The organism is Amycolatopsis sp. NPDC005232 (assembly GCF_040607795.1).
Classification (GTDB): Bacteria; Actinomycetota; Actinomycetes; order Mycobacteriales; family Pseudonocardiaceae; genus Amycolatopsis.
Genome location: NZ_JBEXHL010000071.1, coordinates 1 through 20,736, shown reverse-complemented (window position 1 = coordinate 20,736; position 20,736 = coordinate 1). Strand labels below are relative to the sequence as shown.

General features: G+C 70.6%; 22 protein-coding genes and 1 pseudogene. 5 read left to right on the top strand and 18 right to left on the bottom strand.

From position 1 onward, the window contains the following. Together ABZU76_RS50840 and ABZU76_RS50835 are read right to left on the bottom strand one after the other, a co-directional pair. The coding region (locus ABZU76_RS50840) for a hypothetical protein (RefSeq protein ID WP_354885497.1) at positions 1–236 on the bottom strand (236 nt) is incomplete at its 3' end. Positions 237–371: 135 nt separating this feature from the next. Beyond that, positions 372–1,406, bottom strand: coding sequence for a bile acid:sodium symporter family protein (locus ABZU76_RS50835; RefSeq protein ID WP_354885494.1), 1,035 nt, complete (start codon positions 1,404–1,406; stop codon positions 372–374). A gap of 98 nt (positions 1,407–1,504) precedes the next feature. Here ABZU76_RS50835 and ABZU76_RS50830 point away from each other — a divergent pair, with 98 nt between their 5' ends. Further along, entirely contained in the window at positions 1,505–2,353 is an 849-nt protein-coding gene (locus ABZU76_RS50830) for a LysR substrate-binding domain-containing protein (protein ID WP_354885491.1), read from the top strand. Between the two features lie 212 nt (positions 2,354–2,565). Here ABZU76_RS50830 and shbA read toward each other — a convergent pair whose 3' ends face one another. Next, a complete protein-coding gene (gene shbA, locus ABZU76_RS50825; protein ID WP_354885500.1) occupies positions 2,566–3,228 on the bottom strand; it encodes an RNA polymerase sigma factor ShbA in 663 nt (220 codons plus the stop codon). Positions 3,229–3,321: 93 nt separating this feature from the next. Further along, a pseudogene (locus ABZU76_RS50820) lies at positions 3,322–3,531 on the bottom strand (sigma factor-like helix-turn-helix DNA-binding protein); the annotation flags it as partial. Positions 3,532–4,069: 538 nt separating this feature from the next. Between ABZU76_RS50820 and ABZU76_RS50815 the strand changes: the two are divergent. Continuing rightward, positions 4,070–4,339 (top strand): WhiB family transcriptional regulator, encoded by a 270-nt coding sequence (locus ABZU76_RS50815; RefSeq protein WP_285974314.1) that lies wholly within the window; start codon positions 4,070–4,072, stop codon positions 4,337–4,339. Positions 4,340–4,469: 130 nt separating this feature from the next. Here the strand turns inward: ABZU76_RS50815 and ABZU76_RS50810 are convergent, their stop codons facing one another. From ABZU76_RS50810 to ABZU76_RS50800, 3 genes are all read right to left on the bottom strand, one after another. Further along, entirely contained in the window at positions 4,470–5,465 is a 996-nt protein-coding gene (locus tag ABZU76_RS50810; protein ID WP_354885487.1) for an RNA polymerase subunit sigma-70, read from the bottom strand. 15 nt (positions 5,466–5,480) lie between these two features. Continuing rightward, positions 5,481–7,037 carry an MDR family MFS transporter gene (locus ABZU76_RS50805; protein WP_354885484.1) on the bottom strand — a complete coding sequence of 519 codons (1,557 nt, stop codon included), beginning with the start codon at positions 7,035–7,037 and terminating at the stop codon, positions 5,481–5,483. 408 nt (positions 7,038–7,445) lie between these two features. After that, positions 7,446–8,054, bottom strand: coding sequence for a TetR family transcriptional regulator (locus ABZU76_RS50800; protein WP_354885481.1), 609 nt, complete (start codon positions 8,052–8,054; stop codon positions 7,446–7,448). A 101-nt stretch (positions 8,055–8,155) separates the two neighbouring features. Here ABZU76_RS50800 and ABZU76_RS50795 point away from each other — a divergent pair, with 101 nt between their 5' ends. Beyond that, positions 8,156–8,899, top strand: coding sequence for an SDR family NAD(P)-dependent oxidoreductase (locus tag ABZU76_RS50795; protein WP_354885478.1), 744 nt, complete (start codon positions 8,156–8,158; stop codon positions 8,897–8,899). Between the two features lie 195 nt (positions 8,900–9,094). Further along, positions 9,095–10,333, top strand: a complete 1,239-nt coding sequence (locus ABZU76_RS50790; RefSeq protein ID WP_220242336.1) for an LCP family protein — start codon at positions 9,095–9,097, stop codon at positions 10,331–10,333. Positions 10,334–10,352: 19 nt separating this feature from the next. Here the strand turns inward: ABZU76_RS50790 and ABZU76_RS50785 are convergent, their stop codons facing one another. From ABZU76_RS50785 to ABZU76_RS50755, 7 genes are all read right to left on the bottom strand, one after another. Beyond that, positions 10,353–11,561, bottom strand: a complete 1,209-nt coding sequence (locus ABZU76_RS50785) for an acyl-CoA dehydrogenase family protein (protein ID WP_354885475.1) — start codon at positions 11,559–11,561, stop codon at positions 10,353–10,355. Position 11,562: 1 nt separating this feature from the next. Further along, a complete protein-coding gene (locus ABZU76_RS50780) occupies positions 11,563–12,591 on the bottom strand; it encodes a 3-hydroxyacyl-CoA dehydrogenase NAD-binding domain-containing protein (protein WP_354885472.1) in 1,029 nt (342 codons plus the stop codon). A gap of 2 nt (positions 12,592–12,593) precedes the next feature. Further along, positions 12,594–13,334: an acetoacetate decarboxylase gene (locus ABZU76_RS50775; protein ID WP_354885469.1), complete on the bottom strand. Its 741-nt coding sequence runs from the start codon at positions 13,332–13,334 to the stop codon at positions 12,594–12,596. Positions 13,335–13,339: 5 nt separating this feature from the next. After that, positions 13,340–14,104, bottom strand: a complete 765-nt coding sequence (locus ABZU76_RS50770) for a crotonase/enoyl-CoA hydratase family protein (protein WP_354885466.1) — start codon at positions 14,102–14,104, stop codon at positions 13,340–13,342. Positions 14,105–14,138: 34 nt separating this feature from the next. Continuing rightward, positions 14,139–15,299, bottom strand: a complete 1,161-nt coding sequence (locus ABZU76_RS50765; RefSeq protein WP_354885463.1) for a CoA transferase — start codon at positions 15,297–15,299, stop codon at positions 14,139–14,141. Between the two features lie 125 nt (positions 15,300–15,424). Further along, entirely contained in the window at positions 15,425–16,333 is a 909-nt protein-coding gene (locus ABZU76_RS50760) for a LysR family transcriptional regulator (protein ID WP_354885460.1), read from the bottom strand. Positions 16,334–16,342: 9 nt separating this feature from the next. Continuing rightward, positions 16,343–16,906 carry a helix-turn-helix domain-containing protein gene (locus ABZU76_RS50755; RefSeq protein WP_354885457.1) on the bottom strand — a complete coding sequence of 188 codons (564 nt, stop codon included), beginning with the start codon at positions 16,904–16,906 and terminating at the stop codon, positions 16,343–16,345. A 56-nt stretch (positions 16,907–16,962) separates the two neighbouring features. Between ABZU76_RS50755 and ABZU76_RS50750 the strand changes: the two genes are divergently transcribed. Next, complete coding sequence (locus tag ABZU76_RS50750; protein WP_354885454.1) at positions 16,963–17,364, top strand: ester cyclase; 402 nt, start codon at positions 16,963–16,965, stop codon at positions 17,362–17,364. Here the strand turns inward: ABZU76_RS50750 and ABZU76_RS50745 are convergent. From ABZU76_RS50745 to ABZU76_RS50730, 4 genes are all read right to left on the bottom strand, one after another. Then, positions 17,318–18,700, bottom strand: a complete 1,383-nt coding sequence (locus tag ABZU76_RS50745; protein ID WP_354885451.1) for a HAMP domain-containing sensor histidine kinase — start codon at positions 18,698–18,700, stop codon at positions 17,318–17,320. The genes ABZU76_RS50750 and ABZU76_RS50745 overlap by 47 nt on opposite strands. Then, complete coding sequence (locus tag ABZU76_RS50740) at positions 18,697–19,383, bottom strand: response regulator transcription factor (protein ID WP_354885448.1); 687 nt, start codon at positions 19,381–19,383, stop codon at positions 18,697–18,699. The genes ABZU76_RS50745 and ABZU76_RS50740 overlap by 4 nt, the downstream gene beginning before the upstream one ends. A 392-nt stretch (positions 19,384–19,775) precedes the next feature. After that, a complete protein-coding gene (locus ABZU76_RS50735) occupies positions 19,776–19,946 on the bottom strand; it encodes a hypothetical protein (RefSeq protein WP_354885445.1) in 171 nt (56 codons plus the stop codon). Between the two features lie 14 nt (positions 19,947–19,960). Then, positions 19,961–20,395, bottom strand: coding sequence for a hypothetical protein (locus ABZU76_RS50730; protein WP_220242324.1), 435 nt, complete (start codon positions 20,393–20,395; stop codon positions 19,961–19,963). Positions 20,396–20,736: the final 341 nt, after the last annotated feature.

The following is a 20,736-nucleotide window of genomic DNA, read 5'->3' as shown; positions in this document are numbered from 1 at the left end:
TCCTTGAGCGGACCGACGTGCTCCATCAACCACGACACACCGGCCGCCAGGATCGCACCGAACGGGTCCATCGCCATCGACAACGCATCCAGCGCGGTCCCGACCGCACCCATCGCCACCGACGCCCAGTCACCCGACTCGATGGCCGTCGACAAGTCGTTCGCGGATTCCAGCAGCGAAATACCCGAGTAGGCCTTCGTGGAGTCCTGGGTCTGCGCGATCAACGGATTGCTCACACCGGCACGCTAGCAGCGGCGAGTCGTCCGCTTGCTCCCGAGCTGCGGCGTTGCCTGATAGTCCCGTGTGGCCGGACCAAGCGTGCACATCGTCCGGAAAAGACCCGGCCGGGCGAACCGTTCCGGGCTGACAGGTCAGCTCGCGGGGACCAGCTCACCCTGCTCGTCGGCCGCGGCCTCGCGGGCGAAGCGGCGGGCCATCGCGGCGCACACGATCAGCTGGATCTGGTGGAACAGCATCAGAGGCAGCACGATCAGGCCCACCTGTCCGTGGCCGAAGAGCACGGTCGCCATCGGCAGGCCGCTGGCCAAGCTCTTCTTGGAGCCGCAGAACACGATCGTGATGCGGTCGGCGCGGTCGAAGCCGAGCAACCGCGCGCCGACGCTCGTGGTGGTGAGCACGGCGGCGAGCAGCACCACGCACACGCCCAGCAGCACGAACAGCGGGCCGATGTCGAGCTTGTGCCAGATGCCTTCGGTCATGCCCTCGCTGAAGGCGGTGTAGACGACGAGCAGGATCGAGCCGCGGTCCACGAGCTTCAGCGGCGCCGAGTGGCGGCTGACCCAGCCGCCGATCCAGCGGCGCGCGAGCTGGCCGGCCACGAATGGCACGAGCAGCTGCAGCACGATGTCCAGGACCGCCTGACCGCTCACGCCCGGGCCGTCGGTCGCGAGCAGCAGCGCGACGAGCAGCGGCGTCAGCACGATGCCGAGCAGGTTCGACACCGACGCGCTGCAGATGGCGGCCGCGACGTTGCCCTTGGCGATCGACGTGAACGCGATCGACGACTGCACCGTGGACGGCAGCAGGCACAGGAACAGCACGCCGGTGTAGAGCGGCGAGGTGAGCAGCCCGGGGGAGAGGAACGACGCGGCGAGGCCCAGCAAGGGGAACAGCACGAATGTGGCGGACAGCACAGTGACGTGCAGGCGCCAGTGCTTCAGGCCGTCGACGGCTTCCTTGCTCGAAAGCCTTGCGCCGTAGAGGAAGAACAGCAGTCCCACCGCGATGTTCGCCGCGATCCCGAAGCCGGTGGCGGTGCCGCCGGAGGCGGGCAGGAGCGACGCGACGCCCACCGTCAGCAGGATGGCGGCGATGAACGGGTCGATCCGCAGCTTGGCCAGCAGCGCGGAAACGGGGCGGGTCAGCGGGGCGAACACGGTCGTCATGGAACTCCTTTCCCACCCGATTCTCCGGTGCGGCACGGTCATTCGGAACCCCGATCACCGTACTCACTGTCATTGTGGGCGCCGATAAGATGTGACGCATGCTGGATTCCCGCCTGTGCCGCTCCTTCCTCGCGGTGGCCGAAACCCGCAGCTTCACCGCTGCGGCCAGGCGGCTGGGTGTGGGCCAGCCCACAGTCAGCCAGCACATCCGGCGCCTCGAAAGGGAAGCCGGCGGGCTGCTGTTCCAACGTGACACCCACGCGGTCGACCTCACCGCGCGCGGGCAGGCCATGCTGGGCTTCGCCCAGACCATTGTGGACACCGAAGAACGTGCCGCGCGTCACTTCCGCGGCACCCAGGTGCGGGGGCGCGTCCGCTTCGGAGTGTCCGAGGACTTCGTGCTCGAAGAGGTGCCCGAGATCCTGCGCCGGCTGCGGCGCAGCCATCCGCTCGTCGACGTGGAGCTCCACGTCGAACTGTCCGATGTGCTCGCCCGCCGCCTCGCCGAGGGCCGCCTCGACCTGGTGCTCGGCAAACGCCGCCCCGGCGCCCCCGGCCCCGCCCGCGTCCTGCGGCGCGAACCGCTGGTGTGGATCGGCTCGACGGCCACCGTGCTGGAGGCCGGTCAGCCCGTGCCGCTCGTGCAGTACCCCATGCCGTCGGTCACGCGTCAGCTCGCCGTCGAGGCGCTCGAACGCGCGGGCCTCGAATGGCGCGCAGCGTGCCTCACCTCCAGCCTCACCGGCCTGCGCGCCGCGGCATCCGCCGGGCTTGGCATCACGGTCCACGCCCGCAGCCTCGTCCCGGACGGCCTCCTCGAGCTCCCGGCCCACCTCGGCCTGCCCGACCCGGGCGACGTGGAGTTCATGCTCCTGCTGCGCGACGCGACGGAAGGCCCGGCGGCGGCGCTGGCGGATTTCGTGGTGGCGAAGCTCGGACAGGAGTGATCGATTCGGTCGAACGGACTGGCGGGATCCGTCGTGCTGGGGGACCGGTTCAAGGTCGCCGTCGAGGTCACCAATGTCCAGGTTGCGCTGACCCGCCCGGAGACCACGCAGCTGCGGCTCGCGACCCGGCTTCGAGCAGGCGTGGATGACCGCACCGCCGCGTTCGCTCGGCACGGGGAGTTCCAGGTCAGTTCACCGCTGCGGCGGGCAGCTCACCCCTGCCCGCCGTTCAGCAGGTTCCGCAGCCGCAGCAACGCGCGGTGCTGCGACACCCGCACCGCGCCCGGCGAAGCGCCCACCGCTTCCGCCGTCTCCTCCGCCGTCAGGCCGACCACCAGGCGCAGCAGGACGATCTCCCGCTGGCGGTCCGGCAGGACGTCCAGCAGGCGCGCCAGGCGGGTGGTGAGCTCGGTGCGCAGGGCGAGTTGCTCGGGGCCGTCCGCGGTGTCGGTGCGGTCGGGGACGTCGGCGACCGGGTCGGTGCGGTTGCGGGCGACCGCGCGGTGGGCGTCGGCGACCTTGTGTTGCGCGATGCCGTACACGAAGGCCAGGAAGGGCCGGCCCTGGTCGCGGTACGTCGGCAGGGCGGCGAGCAGCGCGACGCACACCTCCTGGGCCACGTCGTCGGCTGAGGCGTAGGCGCGGTCGGATCCACCGAGACGGCCGCGGCAGTAGCGGACGACCAGGGGGCGGACGGCCTCCAACAGCCGAGCTGCGGCGAGGCGGTCGCCGGCCGTGGCGGCGGCGACGGGGCCGTCGAGGTGGTGCCAGTGGTCGGGGAAGCGCGGGGCGGTGCGGGATTTCACGTGCCGGAGCGTCGCTTCCACATCGAGGCCTCGGCGAAGGGCTCCGGTCAGCGTCGCGTCGGCTTCCATTAGCAGGGTCACGAGGGCGTCCTCCCCATCCGGCAAGACAGACAAATCCAGCACGCCAGGCAAGGGCGACACCCGGCGGTTGAGTCGTTCCCGTGCGTGGCGCAGGTTCGAGCGCACCGTGCTGGCCGGCATCCCGAGGGCGGTCCCGATGGCGGCCGGGGCGAAGCCGTCGAGCGACCACGCCAGCACGGTGCGCTGCGTGTCCGGCAGCGTCGCGAGCAGCTCGACCCCCAGGGCGTTCCGCTCGACGAGCGCGGTCAGACCGTCGTCCGCCGGGACCTGCTCCCCGGCGAACCACCGCACGCCCAGGCGCACCCGCGCGCGCGGATCGTCCGGCGGCGGCCACACCTGCGCCTCCTGCAGCAGCGCGTCGGCGGCGGCTTCGCGCGCCGCCGCCGGGTCCAGGCCCAGCTTGCAGCCGAAGGCCACCAGGGGCGGGAACTCGGCGCGGAAGAACCCGTCGAATTCGTCCACGCCCACCCCCGTCCTGTCCGCTCTGCTGTAGGAACAGGTGCGGTGAGGGCGGCGCCAGGTGTAACGATTCGATGTCGGCACCACGTGTGACGACGCGTTCGCGCGGGTACCTCTCCTGGCACAACAGAAGATCAGTGTGAGCTGGGCCCGTAACTCTTAGGAACAACCGCCATCGGTGGTAAGTTGAAACTTCGGTCGTCCGCGGGCCGCTGTCCTTAACCTGGGGCACAGTGGTCTTGCGGGGTCGGCCGAAAGCCCACCGAGCGTCACCCGAGCTGTACAGCTCCTTGGAGTTGTGCTGCGCCGTGCGCCCGGAGAAGTCGGTTGACCGAGAAAGACAATGTTCGACAGGAGGTGAAACGCAACAATGGAACTCACGAGCACCGGCTGGCTGTCCCGCGCAGCCTGCCAGGACGAGGATCCGGAACTGTTCTTCCCGATTTCGGACGTCGGCCCCGGAGCCCGTCAGGTCGGCGAGGCCAAGGCGGTCTGCGCGCGCTGCCCGGTTCGCGAAGCGTGCCTTTCCTACGCCCTGGACAACGGGCTGGACAACGGCATCTTCGGGGGAACCACCGAGCTGGAGCGCCGCAAGCTGGTTCGCACCCGCTCCGCCGCCGAACGGCATCAAGCCGCCTGACCGCGTGCCGGTGACCATTCCCGGAGGCGAAGGCGAGACTTTCCCGGAAATCCCCACGGGGACCGGCTTGTGCCCGGGTGGGTGACCTGATCTAGGTCACCCACCCGGGCTCTTTTTTGCCCGGCGCGGCTCATTCCGAGAGCGTCTCCGGTAATCCGTACGGCGCGAACGACGCCGTTTCGAACGCCGCCATCGCCGTGACCAATCCGTGCTCCACCGTGAGCACGCTGATGCCGAACCGGCGGAACCCGCTTTCCCCGGGCCGTCGTACCCAGGTGGCCACAGCGGGCTGCCGATTCGCACGCACCGCGACCATCCGGAACCAGCCCGTGAAATACGGTGACTCCGCGTCCATGCTCGTGCGCAGCGCGGCGATGATCCGCTCGCGGCTGTCGAACCAGAGCGAGTACGGCGGCATCACGGCCCGTGCGTCCTCGCGCAGCAATTCCGCGACCGCGTTCGGATCGCCCGCTTCGTATGCGGCGATGAACCGGCGCAGCAACTCGGCCTCCTCCGCCGTGGTCGCCCCGGCGGAAGCCCAGTCGGCACGCCGCGCGGGCAAGTGCGTACGCAGGGTTTCGCGAGCGCGCTGCAACGCGCTGTTGGCCGAGGCCACCGACGTCTCCAGCGCTGCCGCCGTGTCCTTCGCGGACCAGTCCAGGACGTCGCGCAGGATCAGCGCCGCGCGCTGCCGGGGCGGCAGGTGCTGGACGGCGGCGAGGAACGCGAGCTCGATCGTCTCGCGCTCGACCACCGCGGCGCCGGTGTCGTCCGGGGCCCCGGTGTCGATCAAGGCGGCGTCGAGCAGTGCGTCGGGGATCGGGCCGAGCCACGGCACGTCGAGTGCGGCCGGGGTGCCGGCCGGGTCGGCGGCCGCGCCCAGCTCGTCCGGCAGGACGCGGCGGGGCCGGCGGGCCAGGGCGTCGAGGCACACGTTGGTGGCGATGCGGTACAGCCACGTCCGCACGCTCGCCCGGCCCTCGAACCCGCCCCGGCCCTTCCACGCCCGCAGGAACGCCTCCTGCGTGAGGTCCTCGGCTTCCTCGAACGAACCGCTCATCCGGTAGCAGTGCACCCGGATCTCCCGGCGGTGCCGTTCGAGGAGCGTGCCGAAGTCGTCGTCCACGCGGAGAACGGTAGCTCAGGCGGCTTCCTCCGCGAGCCGCTCGAGACCGCTCTGGGTCTTCAGCGGCAGGTGCTTGAGGAACGCCACCGCCACCACCACGAGCAGCGCGATCGGCGCGGCGATGAGGAACAGGTCGCTCGTCGCGGTGCCGTAGGCCTCGCGGATCACGTTCGCGATCGGCGCGGGCAGGTCGGCCAGGTTCGGCACCTTCTCGCTGCCGCCGCTGCTCATCCCCGGCATCGGCCCGAGGCCCTCGGTGATCAGCGTCGTGACCCGGCTGGCCAGCACCGCGCCCAGCGCGCTCACCCCGATCGAGCCGCCGAGGCTGCGGAAGAACGACAGCGTGGAGGTCGCCGCGCCGAGGTCGTGGGCGGGCACGTCGTTCTGAGTCACCAGCACCAGGTTCTGCATCAGCATGCCGACCCCGACGCCCAGCACGAGCATGAACAGGCTCAGTTCCAGCACGCTGGTGTGGGCGTCGATGAGCCCGAGCAGCCCGAGGCCTGCGGTCAGCAGCACAGCACCCAGGACCAGGTGGCCCTTCCACCGCCCGGTGCGGCTGATCAGCTGGCCCGACACGGTCGAGGACACCAGCAGCCCGAAGATCATCGGCAGGCTCATCAGGCCGGCGACCGTCGGCGACTTGCCGAGCGAGAGCTGGAAGTACTGCGACAGGAACACCGTGCCGCCGAACATCGCGACACCCACGAAGAAGCTCGCGATCGTGGTCAGCGAAACCGTGCGGTTGCGGAACAGGCGCAGCGGGATGATCGGCTCGCGCACCTTCGTCTCCACGAACACCGCGACCGCCAGCACCACGACGCCGACCGGCACGAGCACACCCGTCTGCCAGGAGCCCCATGCGAACGAGGAGCCGGCGAGCGACGACCACACGAGCAAAGTGGACACCCCGAGCATGATCAGGAACGCCCCGAGCCAGTCCACGTGCGCCTCGCGCCGAATCGTCGGCAGCTTCAGCGTGCGCTGCAGCAGCAGGATCGCGGCGAGCGCGAACGGCACGCCGAGGAAGAAGCACCAGCGCCAGCCGAGCCACGAGGTGTCCACGAGCACGCCGCCGATCAGCGGCCCGGCCACGGTGCCCACGGCGAAGACGGCGCCGAAGATGCCGGAGAACTTGCCGAGCTCACGCGGCGACACGATCGCCGCCATGATCACCTGCGCCAGCGCTGTGAGGCCACCGCCGCCGATGCCCTGAGCGATGCGGCTCACGATGAGCAGTTCGATGTTCGGCGCGAAGCCGGCCACCAGCGAGCCCACCACGAACACCCCGAGCGACAGCTGGATCAGCAGCTTCTTGTTGTAGAGGTCGGAAAGCTTGCCCCACAGTGGAACCGTCGCCGTCATCGCGAGCAGCTCCGTGGTCACCACCCAGGTGTAGGAAGACTGCGAGCCGCCCAGCTCGGACACGATCCGCGGCAGCGCGTTGGCCACCACGGTGGAGGCGAGGATGGCGACGAAGATGCCCATCATCAGCCCCGACATCGCCTGCAGCACCTGCTGCCGGCTCATCGCGCCCGAGGCGGCGGGCGCCTCGGTTTCGGACACGGTCATGGAGATCCCCTCGGAGTGCTCGGGTGGGTGGGGTGGGACTTCGGCCCGGTTCGGTCCGAGCGCGGGGTCGGTGGAAACGGCGGAGTGCGGCTCAGCGCGGGTCGGGTCGGTCCGGGTTCAGGCCGGCTGGGTCGCTGGGCGTGCGGGTGGTGAAGCGCGGGCGGCGGTGTCGGGTGTGGCGTGCGGTGTCGTGGTGGGCGTGCGGTGGCATGTCGTGCGGCGCGGGGGAATGGTGTGCGGTGGTGAGGCGCGGTGGGGCGTGCGGTGTAGCGGGGTCGTGAGGCGCGGTGCGTGGTGTCGGGTGTGGCGGGCGAAGTGGTGGTGCGGGCGTGTGGTGGCACGCCGTGCGGTGCAGCGGGAGCGGAGTGCCGTGGTGTAGCGGGTGCTTCCGGTCGCGGTCGTGGCGGTTCAGCGCGGATCGGCGAGCCCGGCGGCCAGTGCGGCCACCGCCTCGTCGACGAGGTCGAGCAGCGGGCGCGAACCCCCGAGGTCGCGCCAGAGCATGAGCGAGGCGTTGATCGCGGCGCCGACGGCGGAGAACAGCAGCGACGGGAAGAGGTCCTTCGCCTGGTCCGTGCCGCTGCGCCGGGCGACCGCGGCGATCGCAGGCTCGACGACGTCGGTGCTCAGGGACAGGGCCCGCAGCGTCAGGCCCGGGTTCTCCTTGATGATCCGGATCCGCGTGAGCCACTCGTCGCGGTTCTCGTCGATCTCCGCGAGGTCTTCGCGCGCGGCGGCGACCACGGCCTCGAGCGTGCTCAGCTCCGGCGGCAGCTCGGCGAGTCGGTCGATGAGGCGCCGGCTGCGCTCGGCCCGGTCGGCGTGCGCGATCACCACGGCGTCCTCTTTGGACGCGAAGTAGTTGAAGAAGGTGCGCGCGGAAACCCCCGCTTCCGCCGCGATGTCCTCCACCGTGACGTGGTCCAGACCGCGTTCGCCGACGAGCCGCACGGCGACGGTCGAGAGCGTGCGGTGGGTTTCGAGCTTCTTGCGTTCGCGCAGGCCGGGGGAGGACACGCCGACGAGCGTAGCGCGAAACTTTCACAATCTGCAAAGTTGCAGTTTGTGAAACAGGCCACCTCGGGCAGGCCCTGAGCGGGGCTGGCAGACTGCCGCGCGTGAGCGGAACTGTGCTGGTGCTGGGCGGACGCAGCGAGATCGGGACGGCGGTCGCGCAGCGGCTGGCCGCGGGCGGGGCGAAGCGGTTCGTGCTGGCCGCGCGCCCGGGTGCCGACCTGGCGGAGCAGGTCACGACGCTGCGAGCGGCCGGCGCCGAGGTGGTCGAGACCGCCGGCTTCGACGCCGACGACCTGGCCGGGCACCGCCCGTTCCTCGACCGCGTCGTCGCCGAGCACGGTTCGCTGGAGGTCGTCGTGCTCGCCTTCGGCATCCTCGGCGACCAGGTCCGCGCGGAGGCCGACGCCGAGCACGCCACGGCGATCGTGCACACGGACTACGTCGCCCAGGTGGCCGTCCTCACCCACACGGCCGAACTGCTGCGCGCGCAAGGCTCAGGCAGCCTCGTGGTTTTCTCCTCCGTCGCCGGCGTCCGCGTGCGGCGCGCCAACTACGTCTATGGCTCGGCCAAGGCCGGACTCGACGGCTTCGCCTGCGGCCTGGCCGACGCGCTGTACGGCACCGGCGTGCACCTGCTTCTCGTGCGGCCCGGCTTCGTGATCGGCCGGATGACCGAAGGCATGTCGCCGGCGCCGTTTTCCAGCACGCCCGACCAGGTGGCCGACGCGACGGTGGCGGCGCTGCGGCGCCGGCGCGCGGTCGTCTGGGTGCCGGGAGTGCTCCGTCCGGTCTTCGCGGTGATGCGCCTGTTGCCGCGCGCGGTGTGGCGGCGCATGCCGCGCTGAGCGGACTCCTCGTATCCGTCGCGCCACGCGGTGTCGCGGAACCCCGTGGCGTGGCTCACTTTCGGCCCAGCGCAGGTCGGCCGAACGGGCATCATCACATCTTTGCGACAGGATTCTCAGGCTATTCCCAGCTAACGCGGTGATCCTCGAAGAAGGCCCGCTCGGGCTCTTTCGGGGAAGCAAGGGGATTCTGTCGTGCTGCTCACGTCCCGGGGCCGCCGGATCGGCGGCCGTTTCGTGCTGGGGGTGGTGTCGACGCTGGTGCTGGGTGCCACCGGGTACGCGTGGTCGCAGCTGCACCGGCTCGACACCGGGATCGTCACGGCCGACGTCATCCCGCCCGCTGCGCAGGTTCCCGAAACACCGACCGGACAACCGCTGCAGGTTGCGCAGAACATCCTCCTTGTCGGACTCGACTCGCGCACCGACGCCAACGGGAACCCGTTGCCACAGAACGTGCTCGACTCGTTGCACGCCGGCAGCGGCGACGACGGCGGCAGCACCACGGACACGATGATCGTGGTCCACGTGCCGGCGGGCGGCGCGGCCGCCACGGCGATTTCCATCCCGCGTGACTCCTATGTGGACGTCCCGGGGTACGGCAAGCACAAGATCAACTCGGCCTACAGCCGGGCGCGGGCGTCGGCGCGTTCGCACCTGTCGGGTCAGGGCCTCAGCGGTCCGCAGCTCGAGGTGGCCGCCGATGCCGAGGGCGCGAAGTCCGCGATCGCCACCGTCGAGGAGCTCACCGGGCTCACGATCAACCACTACGCCGCGGTGAACCTCGCCGGGTTCGCGGCGCTGAGCCAGGCTGTCGGCGGCGTGCAGGTGTGCCTGAACAACCCGGTTCACGACTCCTATTCCGGCGCGAACTTCCCGGCCGGCCCGCAGACGCTGTCCGGTGCTCAGGCGCTCGCGTTCGTGCGGCAGCGCCACGGCCTGCCCAACGGTGACCTCGACCGCATCGCGCGCCAGCAGGCGTTCCTGGCCGGCATGGCGAAGAACGTGCTCGGCGGGGGCACGCTGACCAGCCCGGACAAGCTGTCGGCCCTCGTCGACGCGCTGCAGGGTTCGGTCGTGCTCGACAAGGGCTGGGACGTGCTGAGCTTCGCGCAGCAGCTGCACGGCATCAGCTCCGGCGCCATCGCGTTCGTCACGATCCCGGTGCAGAGCCTGTCGCTGGCCACGCCGGCCGACGGTGACGCGGTGAAGGTCAGCCCGCAGCAGGTCAAGACGTTCGTGCAGAACCAGTTGAGCTCGTCGTCGGTGTCGGCCTCCGGCGGATCCGGCGAGACCAGCTCACCGCCTGGCACGCACGGCGGCGGGGTGAAGCCGATCGCCGTCACGAAGTCCGTGAACCCGCCTTCGGACACGCCTGCCGGCGGAACGCCACAACAGCCGGTGGCGACGAACGCCACCGGCTGCGTGAACTGACGCAGATCACCGTGCGCCATCAGACAAAGGCACTCTGCCCCGTGATCGCCTTGCCCACGATGAGCGTATTCATCTCGCGGGTGCCTTCGAAGGAGTAGATGGCTTCCGCGTCGGCGAAGAACCGCGCGATGTCGTGGTCGAGCACGATGCCGTTGCCGCCGAAGATCTCCCGGCCCCAGGCCACGACTTCGCGCATCCGCGAGGTGACGAACGCCTTGGCGAGCGAGGAGTGCTCGTCCTTGAAGATCCCGCCGTCCTGCAGGCGGGCCAGCTGCACGAGCATGCCCCACGACGCGGTGATGTTGCCGAGGCTCTTCACGAGCAGGTCTTGCACCAGCTGGAACCGCGCGATCGGACGGCCGAACTGCTTGCGCTCCTTCGCGTAGTCCAGCGCGAGCTCGTAGGCGCCGATCATCACGCCCAGCGCCTGCCACGCGACGCCGCCGCGGGTGGCACGCAGGATCTCCGCGACGTCGCGGAAGGAGTCGATGCCCTGCAGGCGGTTCGCCTCCGGCACGCGCACGTCGGTGAGGGTGATCTCGGCGTTCTCGACGATGCGGAACGCGATCTTGTTCTCGATCTTCACCGGCGAGAAGCCCGGCGTGCCCTTCTCGACGACGAAGCCCTTCACGTTGTTGTCGTCGACGTCGCGCGCCCAGACCACCACGTAGTCGGCGAAGGTCGCGTTGCCGATCCAGCGCTTGGCGCCGTTGAGGATCCAGGTGTCGCCGTCTCCCTCAGTAGATACACGCTGCGCTGTGGTGCGCATGCCACCGGCCACATCGGACCCGCCGAGCGGTTCGGTCATGGCGAACGCGCCGATCTTGTCCATCGCGGCCATCGCTGGGAGCCAGCGGTCGCGCTGCTCCTGGCTTCCGCCGGAGTAGATCGAGTACATCGCGAGTCCGTTGTGGACACCGAAGAACGTGGCGACTGACGCGTCGGTGCGGCTCATCTCCATGGCCATCATGCCGGTGAGAAGGTGGCTGGTGGCGGCGCGGTGCTCGCCGTAGCCCTCGTACGGCAGGCCCGCGAGGCCACTCTCGCGGAACTTCGCGATGAGCTCCTTCGGGAAGGTACCGGCGGCCCAGTTCTCGTTCACCAGCGGCTTGACCTCGTCGCGCATGAAACCGCGGGCCTTGACGAGCAGCTTGCGCTCTTCGTCGCTCAGCAGGGTTTCGTAGTCGTAGAAGTCGGCGACGAGCTGGTCTTCAAGAGTGGTGGCCATGTCAGTTCTCCTCCTTGTCAACCGCAGTTGGGGGGTCCAGGGGGGCTTGCCCCCCGGCTGGGGTCTGGGGCTCGGCCCCAGAAGACAGAGTCAAAGCGGACAGGACAGCGAGCTGCTTGCGGTCGCGCGCCTCGGCGAGTTGCGAGTACGTGGAGGAGCCGTAAGCCTTTTCGACGGCTTCGACGAGCCGTTCGGTTTCTTCCGGGGTCTGCGAGGGCTGCCCGAGGCCGGCCCACATCTTCTTCATCGACGGGCCGATGTGCTCGGCCATGTGCCGGTAACCGCCGGGGCCGCCGCCCAGGTGCGAACCGAGGAACGGCCCGACCGTGGCCCAGCGGATGCCGAGCGAGTTGGTCATCACCTTGTCGAGGTCCTCGGGCGTGACCACACCCTGCTCGACAAGGTAGATCGCCTCGCGGCTGAGCGCGTTCTGCAGCCGGTTGCCGACGAAGCCGGGGATTTCCTTGCGCTCCACCACGGGCACATGGCCGAGGAAGGTGTAGAAGTCGACGGCCGCCTGGGTCGCGTCCTCGCCGGTGCGCTCGCCGGGCACGACCTCGACGAGCGGGATGAGGTGCGGCGGATTGAACGGGTGTCCGATGAGGACCCGGCTCGCGTCGGCCAGCTCGCCGGTGAAGGCGGTCGACGGGATCGCCGACGACGAGCTCAGCAGCAGCGCGTGCTTCGGCGCGGCTTCCACGAGCGTGGCGAACAGCTCCTTTTTGAACTCGACGCTCTCCGGGCCGTTCTCCTGCACCACGTCGGCGTCGCGCACAGCTTCTTCGACACTGCCGGCGATCTGCACGCGGTCGGCCAGCCCGGTGACGTCGAGGCCCTGTGCGGCCAGGTGCGGGGTGAACTCGGCCAGCGCCGCTGCGACGGCTTCGGCCAGGTCGGGGCGCGGGTCGGTGACCTTCACGGTGAGGCCGTGGCCGGCGAACAAGGCGGTCCAGGACAGGCCGATGGTGCCGGCCCCGATGACGGCTGCCCTGGTGAACTCGGTGGCGCTGTGGAACTCGGTGGTGCTCATGGTCAAGCTCCCTTGAGGTAGTCGTGGACCGGCGTGACGGGGGCGAGGGTCAGGTCGGTGAGAATGTGGCTCGCGGAGACGATCTCGCGCACCGGCAGGTCGGCCAGCGGCGCCAGCACGTGCTCGAACAGCTGCAGCCGTGCGGGTCCGGTCCAGGCCTCCTTCACGACCACGTCGGTGATCTCGGTCCGCACGAGCTCCATCACGCGGGGCGCGCCGTCGTAGCCGGGGATGATCTTCAGCATGAACGTCGGCACGGTGATCTGGGCTTCGGCGGCCTCGATGTCCAGCGCGAAGTGCTTGTAGCCCATGGTCGCGGTGGCCACGCGAAGCGTGCCGTAGTCCAGCGTGCCGACGAGCGCGCCGTTGTCGACATAGAGGTTCGGCGCCCCGATGGTCTTCGGGTAGGCGCTGACCTCGCGGCCCGACGCGGTGGCCGGGAAGTTGTCGAGGTACATCGCGTGCAGGTACTCGCCGCGCTCGCCGTCGAAGGTGACCGGGATGGCCTGGCCCGACTCGGTGTAGGGGCCGTAGCCGCTCACGTCGCCCATCTTCATGACCTCGAAGCGCACCAGCGGCTCTTCGATCCGCAGCGGCTCCGGCACGACAGCGCGCAGGGCTTCGGGGTCGGTGCGGTAGACGATGTTGAGGTACTCGCGGTCGGTGAACCGCGGCACCATCGGCGCGAACGCGGGGTTCACGAGCGGCGTGGTCACGTGCCGCAGGACGTCTTCTTGCTTCATGGTCGTCACCGTCCGGTCCACTGGGGCGCGCGGCGCTCGGCGAAGGCGGTCATGCCCTCACGGACGTCGGCGGAGGTCATCAGGGTCTTGAGCTCTTCACGCTGCGCGGCGAACGCCTCGGGCTCGGAGACCCCGTCGGCGGCGCGCACGATCTTCTTCACCGCGGCCAGCGCGAGCGGCGCGTTCCGCGTGACCAGCTCGGCCAGCTGCAGCGCGACGGCGGTGGCTTCACCGGCCGCGACCACGCGGTTGGCCAGGCCGAGCTCGCCGGCTTTCGTGCCGGTGATCGGCTCGCCGGTCAGCAGCAGCTCCATCGCGAGGTGGTGCGGGAGACGCTTCGGCAGGCGGATCGCGCCGCCGCCCGCGGCGATCAGGCCGCGCTTCACCTCGGGCAGCCCGAACTTCGCGTCTTCGCCGGCGACGACCAGGTCGCAGCTCAGCGCGAGCTCGAACCCGCCGCCCATGGCCCAGCCCTCGACCGCGGCGATCAGCGGCTTGGTCAGCGCGGCCTCGGTCAGTCCGCCGAACCCGCGGCCCGGGATCTCCGGGCTCTCACCGGCCAGCGCGGCCTTGAGGTCCATTCCGGCGCTGAAGGTGCCTTCGGCGCCGGTGAGGACACCCGCTCGCAGCGTCGGGTCGCTCTCCAGGGTGTCCAGCGCTTCAGCCAGCCTGGACGCGACGGCCGCGTTCACGGCGTTGCGGGCGTGCGGGCGGTCGATCGTGATCAGCAGCGTGGTGCCGATCCGTTCGGTGCGCACTTCGGTGCTCATGACGTCACTTCTTTTCTGGTGTGACCGGGGTTGTTCAGCGGGCGGCGAGCTCGGCTAGCACGGCGGCGGTGTCCTGGCCGGCGACGGGCGCCGGGCGGCGGATCGAGCCGGGAGTGGCCGAGAAGCGCACCGGGATGCCGACCGTGCGGATGGTGCCTTCGGTCGGGTGCTCGACGGTGTCGAGCAGGTGGCCCTCACGCACGTAGGAGTCTTCGTGGGCGCGGTCCAGTTCGAGGACCGGCGCGAACGGGATGCTGTGCTTGGCGCAGACCTCGGCCCACTCGGCGGTGGTGAGCGCGGGGGCGCACTCGTCGATGAGCTCCGCGAGGGCGTCGACGTCGGCGTTGTCGATCGCCTCGCCGTTCACGCGCGGGTCCTCGACCAGGTCGGCGCGCCCGGCGGCGGCGAAGAAGTCGCGGAAGTTCTGCGGGTTGTAGGGGATCACGCAGGCGAGGCCGTCCTTCGTCGGCGCCGCGCGGTGGCCCTGCGACATCGACAGCGGGAAGCCCGTGGGGCCCTGCGCCGGCTCGAACACGTGCCCGGCGAGGTGCTCGACCAGATTGAACGCGATGAGCGTGTCGGTCATCGGGATCTCGATCTGCTGGCCGGCGCCGGTGCGGTCGCGGTGGTGCAGCGCGGCGAGCACGGTGTAGACGATCGTCAGAGAGGAAACCTTGTCGCCGAGAATGGTCGGGAGGTAAACCGGCTTGCCGATCGCGCGGTTCGCGATGTCGACCAGGCCCGAGGCGGCCTGCACGGTCTCGTCGTAAGCGGCGTTGCCCGCGCGGTCGGTGTCGCTGCGGAAGCCCTGCGCGTGGGCGTAGATCAGGCCCGGGTTGCGCTTCGCGACCTCGGCGTAGTCCATGCCGAGCCGCGCCAGGGCACCGGGGCGCATGTTCGTGATCAGCACGTCAGCGGTGTCGATCAGCGCCAGCGCCTGCTCGCGCTCGCCGGCGTCCTTGAGGTTCAGGGCGACGCTGCGCTTGTTGCGGTTCACGTTGAGGTTGAGCGGGGTCATCCCCGGCGTGGTGCGGTACTGGCCCACCCGGACGGTGTCGGCGGGGGACTCGATCTTGATCACGTCGGCGCCCAGGTCACCGAGGATCTGCGCCGCGTACGGGCCCATCACCACGGTCGAGAGGTCGATCACGCGCACCCCGTCCAGCGGCCCGGTGGCGGTGTTCTGCTCGTCCATCTTCGATCCTTTCGCACCTGCTGTTCTTGCTCTGCCACCGAAGTTAGTAGCGCAGGTTAAGAAAGGGAATGATCATGTCGCGAAGAATGGTATGACCACAGTGATCACACCATTCTTGTGCTGTTTCAGCTGGTCAGGGGTTCGGCGAAGATCTCGCGCGCGGCGGCGACGAGCTCGGCCAGGTCGCCGCTGTCGCCCCGGTCACGTCGCCAGAGCAGGTTCGTCTCGAGTTCAGGCCGGAAATCGGTGAACGGCAGCACGGCGACGTTCTCGAGGCGGTAGAGGTGCATGGGGCTGGCCTCGTCGAGCATGGAAATGGAAAACGCCAGCCCGGAGGAAATGATTTCCGAGACGCCCGAATATCCAGTGTTCGCCAGTTTGAGCCGTTTCTTGATGCCCAGGGACATCAATTGCCGGTCGAGCTGCTCGAAATAGGCCGGTGTCGAATCCTCGGGTGAGGCGATGTAGGCGAACCCGGAGAGCTCGGCCAGGTTCACCGAGTCCCGGCCGGTGAACTGGTCGGCCGGCACCACGGCGCCGAGCCGCTCGGACATCGCCGGCAGTGCTTCGAGCGCCGGTTCGGTCACGGGCATGCGCGCCAGCGTCAAGGCGAGCCGCCCGTCGAGCACGGCGTCGACGAGGTCGGGGCTGGGCCCGGGCCAGCGCTTGAGCTCGAACCGCTCGCGCACCCGCTCGGCCAGCGCCGTAACGCGGTCGCGCAGGTCCGGGTGCACGCCCGCGGGCATGCCGAGGAACACCGTGCTGCGCTGGGGTTTCGCCGCCTCGCGCAGCCGCCACGGGATGGAGTTCACCTGCTCCAGCACGTCGCGCGCGATCGGCAGCAGTGCGGTGCCCGCGATGGTGAGGGTGACGTGGTGCGTGCTGCGGTCGAACAGCTTCTGCCCGAGCTCGTGCTCGAGGTCCTTGATCCGCTGGCTCAACGGCGACGCGGCCATGTGGAGCCGCCGCGCGGCCGCCGAGAAGTTCAGCTCTTCGGCGACGGCCACGAAGTAGCGCAGGTGCAGCATTTCCACGACGTGAGCTTAACCCGTGCGAGCTTGACCGGCGCCTGCCCGACCGCCGGTGCTGCCCCGGCGGATCACGCGCAGCAGCCGTTCGGTGCGGGGTTTTTCCGCGCCGGACAAGGCAATTCCCGTCGCGAGCACCAGCAGGTCGAGGGCTTCGACCTCGTCGGTGAGGCCGGCGCGGGTGGCCAGGGCGGTGGCTGTGTCGGTCATCACCCCGTGCCAGTGGGCGAAAAGCGCCTCGCGGTCGCTGCCGGGATCGTCCGTTATGGACAGTGCGAGGTCGCGTTTGTCCCGGACGTGGTCGAGGAAGAGCCCGAGCCACGCGAACAGCGCGGCTTCGGGGTCCTCGTGCGCCAGCAGGGCCTCGCCCTCGGCTCGGAGTGTCTCGACCTCTTCGGCGTAGACCGCCGCGAGCAGGTCGCGCCGCCGGGGGAAGTGGCGGTACAGGGTGGCGTTGCCGATGCCGGCGTGCTTGGCCACGCGGTCCAGTGGCGCGTCGCTGCCCTCGGCGGCGAACACCTCGCGGGCGGCGCGTACGAGCTGCCCCCGGTTGTCGCGTGCGTCGGCCCGTGGTGTCACGGCCGGCCTCCTCGCGGATTGCTAAATGGGGAGTTCCCCACTTAGAGTACGCGGCCATGACCAGCGAACTCACCCCGCCCGAGGTGCACCGCCGGATCGTCGAGACGGCGTTCACCGAAGAGGGCCTGAAGTACGTGGACCCGGACGTCATCGATCACCGCGGCGGCGCCGGGGGAGATCACGTCGGCATCGCCGCGTGGCGGGAGAAGTGGGCCGCGATCAGCCGCGGCGAGTTCCTCGCGAACTTCCGCGACCTGGCGGTGCGCGTCGAGCAGAACGTGAGCGACGGCGAGTTCTCCGTGAACCGCTACACGAGCACCGGCACGCAGGCCTCCACCGGTCGTTCGTACGCCGTGACCAGCATGGACATGGTCCGGGTGCGCGACGGGCGGATCGTCGAGCACTGGGCGCTCATGGACGTGACGGACCGGGCGGCGCAGCTGCGAGCGGGAGCGTGATCGTGAACGCGGCCCCGCCTTCAGGAGCCGGGCCGGCCCGGAGCGCGCCGCCCATGCGCTCGACCAGGCCGTGGACCAGGGCCAGGCCGATGCCCGAGCCGACGGGGCGGCGGTCGCGGTAGCGCTTGTTCAGCACGCCGCGCTCGAAGGCCACGGCGTAGTCCTCCGGTGCGAGGCCGGGCCCGCCGTCGCGCACGGCAAGGTGCGCGTGGCCCTGATCCACGACCAGGGAGAACACCATCGGGGCGCCGGCCGGGGTCACGCGCAGGGCGTTCTCCGCGAGGCCGTCGACCACCTGCTGCAGCCGGCGCGCGTCGGCGGTGACGAGCACCGGTGCGGCGGGGGAATCGACGTACAGGGGCACGTTTTCGCGTTCGCAGCGCAGCTGCCAGACCTGCGCGCGGTCGGTGACGAGCGCGGCTAGGTCGAGCGTCGCGAGGTCGAGGCGGAACTCGTCGGCGCCGAGGCGGGCGAGTTCGAGCAGGTCGCTCACCAGGCGTTCGAGCCGCTGCGCCTCGCGGTGGATGGTCTCGCCCGCGCGGCGCGCGTCGGGGCCCTCGGCGACGCCGTCGGCGATGGCCTCGGCGAAGCCGGTCACCGCGGTGAGCGGGGTGCGCAGCTCGTGGGACACCGACAGCAGGAACTCCCGCTGGCGTGCCTCGCTGTGGGCCAGGGCGTCGGCCAATTCGTTGAGCGAGCCGGCGACCTCGGCGACCTCGACGGGTCCTTCCACGGGCACGCGCACGTCACGTCGGCCGGTGCGCAGGCTGACCGCCGCGGCCGCCGCCTTCCGCAGGGGCCTGCCGAGCAGCCGTCCGGACACGTACCCGGCGATGGCCGCGACCAGCAGCCCGATGCCCAGCGCCAGCGCGATGTTGCGCACCAGCGCGCGCTGCGTCGCCTCACCGCTGCGCGCGGGCTGGACCAGCGCGAACGCCGCCGCGCGCGGGCCGACGGCACGGACCTCCACGAGGTATTGCTGCCCGTCCACCGTCACGCGGTCCGACTGGTTCGCGCCCGACGCGAGCCCGGCCCGTTCGGCTACGCGGGTCGACGTCGCGTCGCCCACGTCCTGGCCGCCCGGGCGCCGCACGACCACGGCGATCCCCTGGCCGCGCACCACGTCGGCGACCTTGCCGACGCCGAGGCGGTTGCCGATGCCGGTGTCGTCGAGCTGCGTGGCGACCACGTCGGCCTGGGCTTTCAACGACTGCTGCAGCACGGTGTCGGCGGTCGTGCGCACGAGCCGCGTCGCCACCAGGCCCGAGACGATCACGGCGATCCCCGCCACCGCCAGGCACACGACCGTGATGCGCAGCGCGAGCGTGCCCCTCATCCGGCGTCCGCCGCGTAGCCGATGCCGCGCACCGTCCTGATCGGACTGTGTTCGCCGAGCTTCGCGCGCAGCTGAGCCACGTGCACGTCGACCGTGCGGGTGCCCGCCGCGGCGGAATAGCCCCACACGGCGGACAGCAACTGGTCGCGCGAGAGTACGTGGCCGGGGTGGCGGACGAGGTGGGTGAGCAGGTCGAACTCCGTGGACGTCAGTGTGATCTCTTGCTGGCCCGCCCACGCGCGGCGGCTCGTCACGTCGACGCGCGCGCCACCGCATTCGAAGGTCTCCGCGGCCGGCGTGCCCCCGGACGCGCGGCGCAGCACCGTACGCACGCGCGCGGCCAGCTCGCGCGGGCTGAAGGGTTTGGTGAGGTAGTCGTCGGCGCCGATCTCGAGGCCGAGGAGACGGTCGAGCTCGTCGTCGCGCGCGGTGACGAACAGGACCGGCGTCCAGTCACCGGTCGCGCGCAACGCCTTGCAGATCTCGATCCCGTCCATTCCGGACAGTCCGATGTCGAGCACCACGGCCACCGGCTTGAGCCGGCGGACGGCCCCCAGTGCGGCCGCGCCGTCGGACTCCACGTGCACGCCGAACCCGTCGCGCCGCAGGTACATCGCGGCGAGTTCGGCGATCGCGGCCTCGTCCTCGACGACGAGGACGAGGCCGCGCCCGGCTGACCCCATTCGGGCTCCCGTTCTCCCTCTCCGCCAACGTCGACCGAGAGGCTACGCGGCTCAGTGCGAGCCGTCGCTCGCGATGTGGGGGACATCGCGGGCTGCGCGACTTGCGGTGAGCCGCCGCCCGCGTGGCCTGGGGCGGCGGGCGGTGCCTGCGACGACCGGCTTGTGATGAGCGGTCGACCGCCAAGGCCTGGCTCAGGGTGAGCCGTGGCCTGCCATTTCGGACTTGCGGTGGGCTGGTGCCCTCGATGGCTGACTCGCGCCCGCGATGTCAGCCGGGGGCGAGCCGGCGCTGACGACGTCCGCGCTATCGCGGGCTGTTGCACGTGGTGGCGTGCTTGCGGCGGGCTGTTGCTAGCCACCGCCGGCTCATTATGAGCCGTCGCCCGCCTGGCTCAGGGTGAGCCGTCGCCCGCCATGTCCGACTCGATGCTGTCGAGCGTGGACTGGATGCCGTTGAGTTCGCTCGTCGCCTGTGAGCCGCCGCTCGACGGCGCCGCCGTGTCGCCGCCGTCGCACGCGGTGCACGCGAGCGCCAGGAGCGCGGCCGCCCCGACCGCGGCCACGAGCCGGGCCGCCCTCACTTCGTGCCCGCGGGCTTGCAGTGCGCCGAGGCGAACGCGTCGAGCTTGCTCTTCGCGTCGCCGAGCTGGCTGATCCGGCTCTGGCGCTTGTCCGCGCGCTTCTGCAACCTGTCGGCTGCCGCAGTGTGGCCCTTGGCCTTCTGGTCGGCCGAGCGCGCCTTGAGGTTCGCGACGGACCCGGCGACCTCGGCGCCGCCGTTGATGCGGTCGGTCAGGTTCTGCGCCCGCTTCTGCAGCTTGGGCACCCACTCGCCGCAGACCTGCTGCGACTCCTCGGGGCTGAGCGTGATCGGGGCCACCGGCGCCGCGCTCGACGACGGGGCCGGGGGAGCGGTGGTGTCCGCCACGGCCAGCGGCGTCACGACCAGCAGCCCGGCCGCGACACCGCCGCCCGCCAACGCCAGCCGCCGGGTCCAGGTGGTTCCTCGCATCGTTCGTTCTCCCTCTCGTGACCGGTGAGTTCCGGGTACGGGCAGTACCTTCTCGTCCCGGTGTACGAGGGGTGTGGGGTGAATGTTCGGGCTTCGTAAAGCCCGGCTCATGGGCGCGCCCACCCTCCGCTTCGCGTGGGCCGGGAAGTACCCCAATGCGGCGTTGGTTGCTCCATCCATGCCCCCGCCACCACTCTCAACGGAGGCGCTGCGCGCCCAGCCCCGATTCAATGCACCCCATGTGGCCGGGTCAGCGCCCGCCGCACGATCGGCAGCTTCACCGCCACGTGCACCACCACCGACCCGATCGCCACCCACGCCACCGCGTAGTGCACTTCCGG

Bases quoted from the DNA above. Each gene is read 5' to 3' on its own strand.
- ABZU76_RS50815 (WP_285974314.1), top strand. From the start codon at position 4,070: ATGGAACTCACGAGCACCGGCTGGCTGTCCCGCGCAGCCTGCCAGGAC.
- ABZU76_RS50805 (WP_354885484.1), bottom strand. From the start codon at position 7,037: ATGACCGTGTCCGAAACCGAGGCGCCCGCCGCCTCGGGCGCGATGAGC.
- ABZU76_RS50765 (WP_354885463.1), bottom strand. From the start codon at position 15,299: ATGGACGAGCAGAACACCGCCACCGGGCCGCTGGACGGGGTGCGCGTG.
- ABZU76_RS50740 (WP_354885448.1), bottom strand. From the start codon at position 19,383: ATGGGGTCAGCCGGGCGCGGCCTCGTCCTCGTCGTCGAGGACGAGGCC.
- ABZU76_RS50780 (WP_354885472.1), bottom strand. From the start codon at position 12,591: ATGAGCACCACCGAGTTCCACAGCGCCACCGAGTTCACCAGGGCAGCC.
- ABZU76_RS50745 (WP_354885451.1), bottom strand. From the start codon at position 18,700: ATGAGGGGCACGCTCGCGCTGCGCATCACGGTCGTGTGCCTGGCGGTG.
- shbA (WP_354885500.1), bottom strand. From the start codon at position 3,228: ATGGAAGCCGACGCGACGCTGACCGGAGCCCTTCGCCGAGGCCTCGAT.
- ABZU76_RS50730 (WP_220242324.1), bottom strand. From the start codon at position 20,395: ATGCGAGGAACCACCTGGACCCGGCGGCTGGCGTTGGCGGGCGGCGGT.
- ABZU76_RS50835 (WP_354885494.1), bottom strand. From the start codon at position 1,406: ATGACGACCGTGTTCGCCCCGCTGACCCGCCCCGTTTCCGCGCTGCTG.
- ABZU76_RS50830 (WP_354885491.1), top strand. From the start codon at position 1,505: ATGCTGGATTCCCGCCTGTGCCGCTCCTTCCTCGCGGTGGCCGAAACC.
- ABZU76_RS50770 (WP_354885466.1), bottom strand. From the start codon at position 14,104: ATGAGCACCGAAGTGCGCACCGAACGGATCGGCACCACGCTGCTGATC.
- ABZU76_RS50775 (WP_354885469.1), bottom strand. From the start codon at position 13,334: ATGAAGCAAGAAGACGTCCTGCGGCACGTGACCACGCCGCTCGTGAAC.
- ABZU76_RS50785 (WP_354885475.1), bottom strand. From the start codon at position 11,561: ATGGCCACCACTCTTGAAGACCAGCTCGTCGCCGACTTCTACGACTAC.
- ABZU76_RS50750 (WP_354885454.1), top strand. From the start codon at position 16,963: ATGACCAGCGAACTCACCCCGCCCGAGGTGCACCGCCGGATCGTCGAG.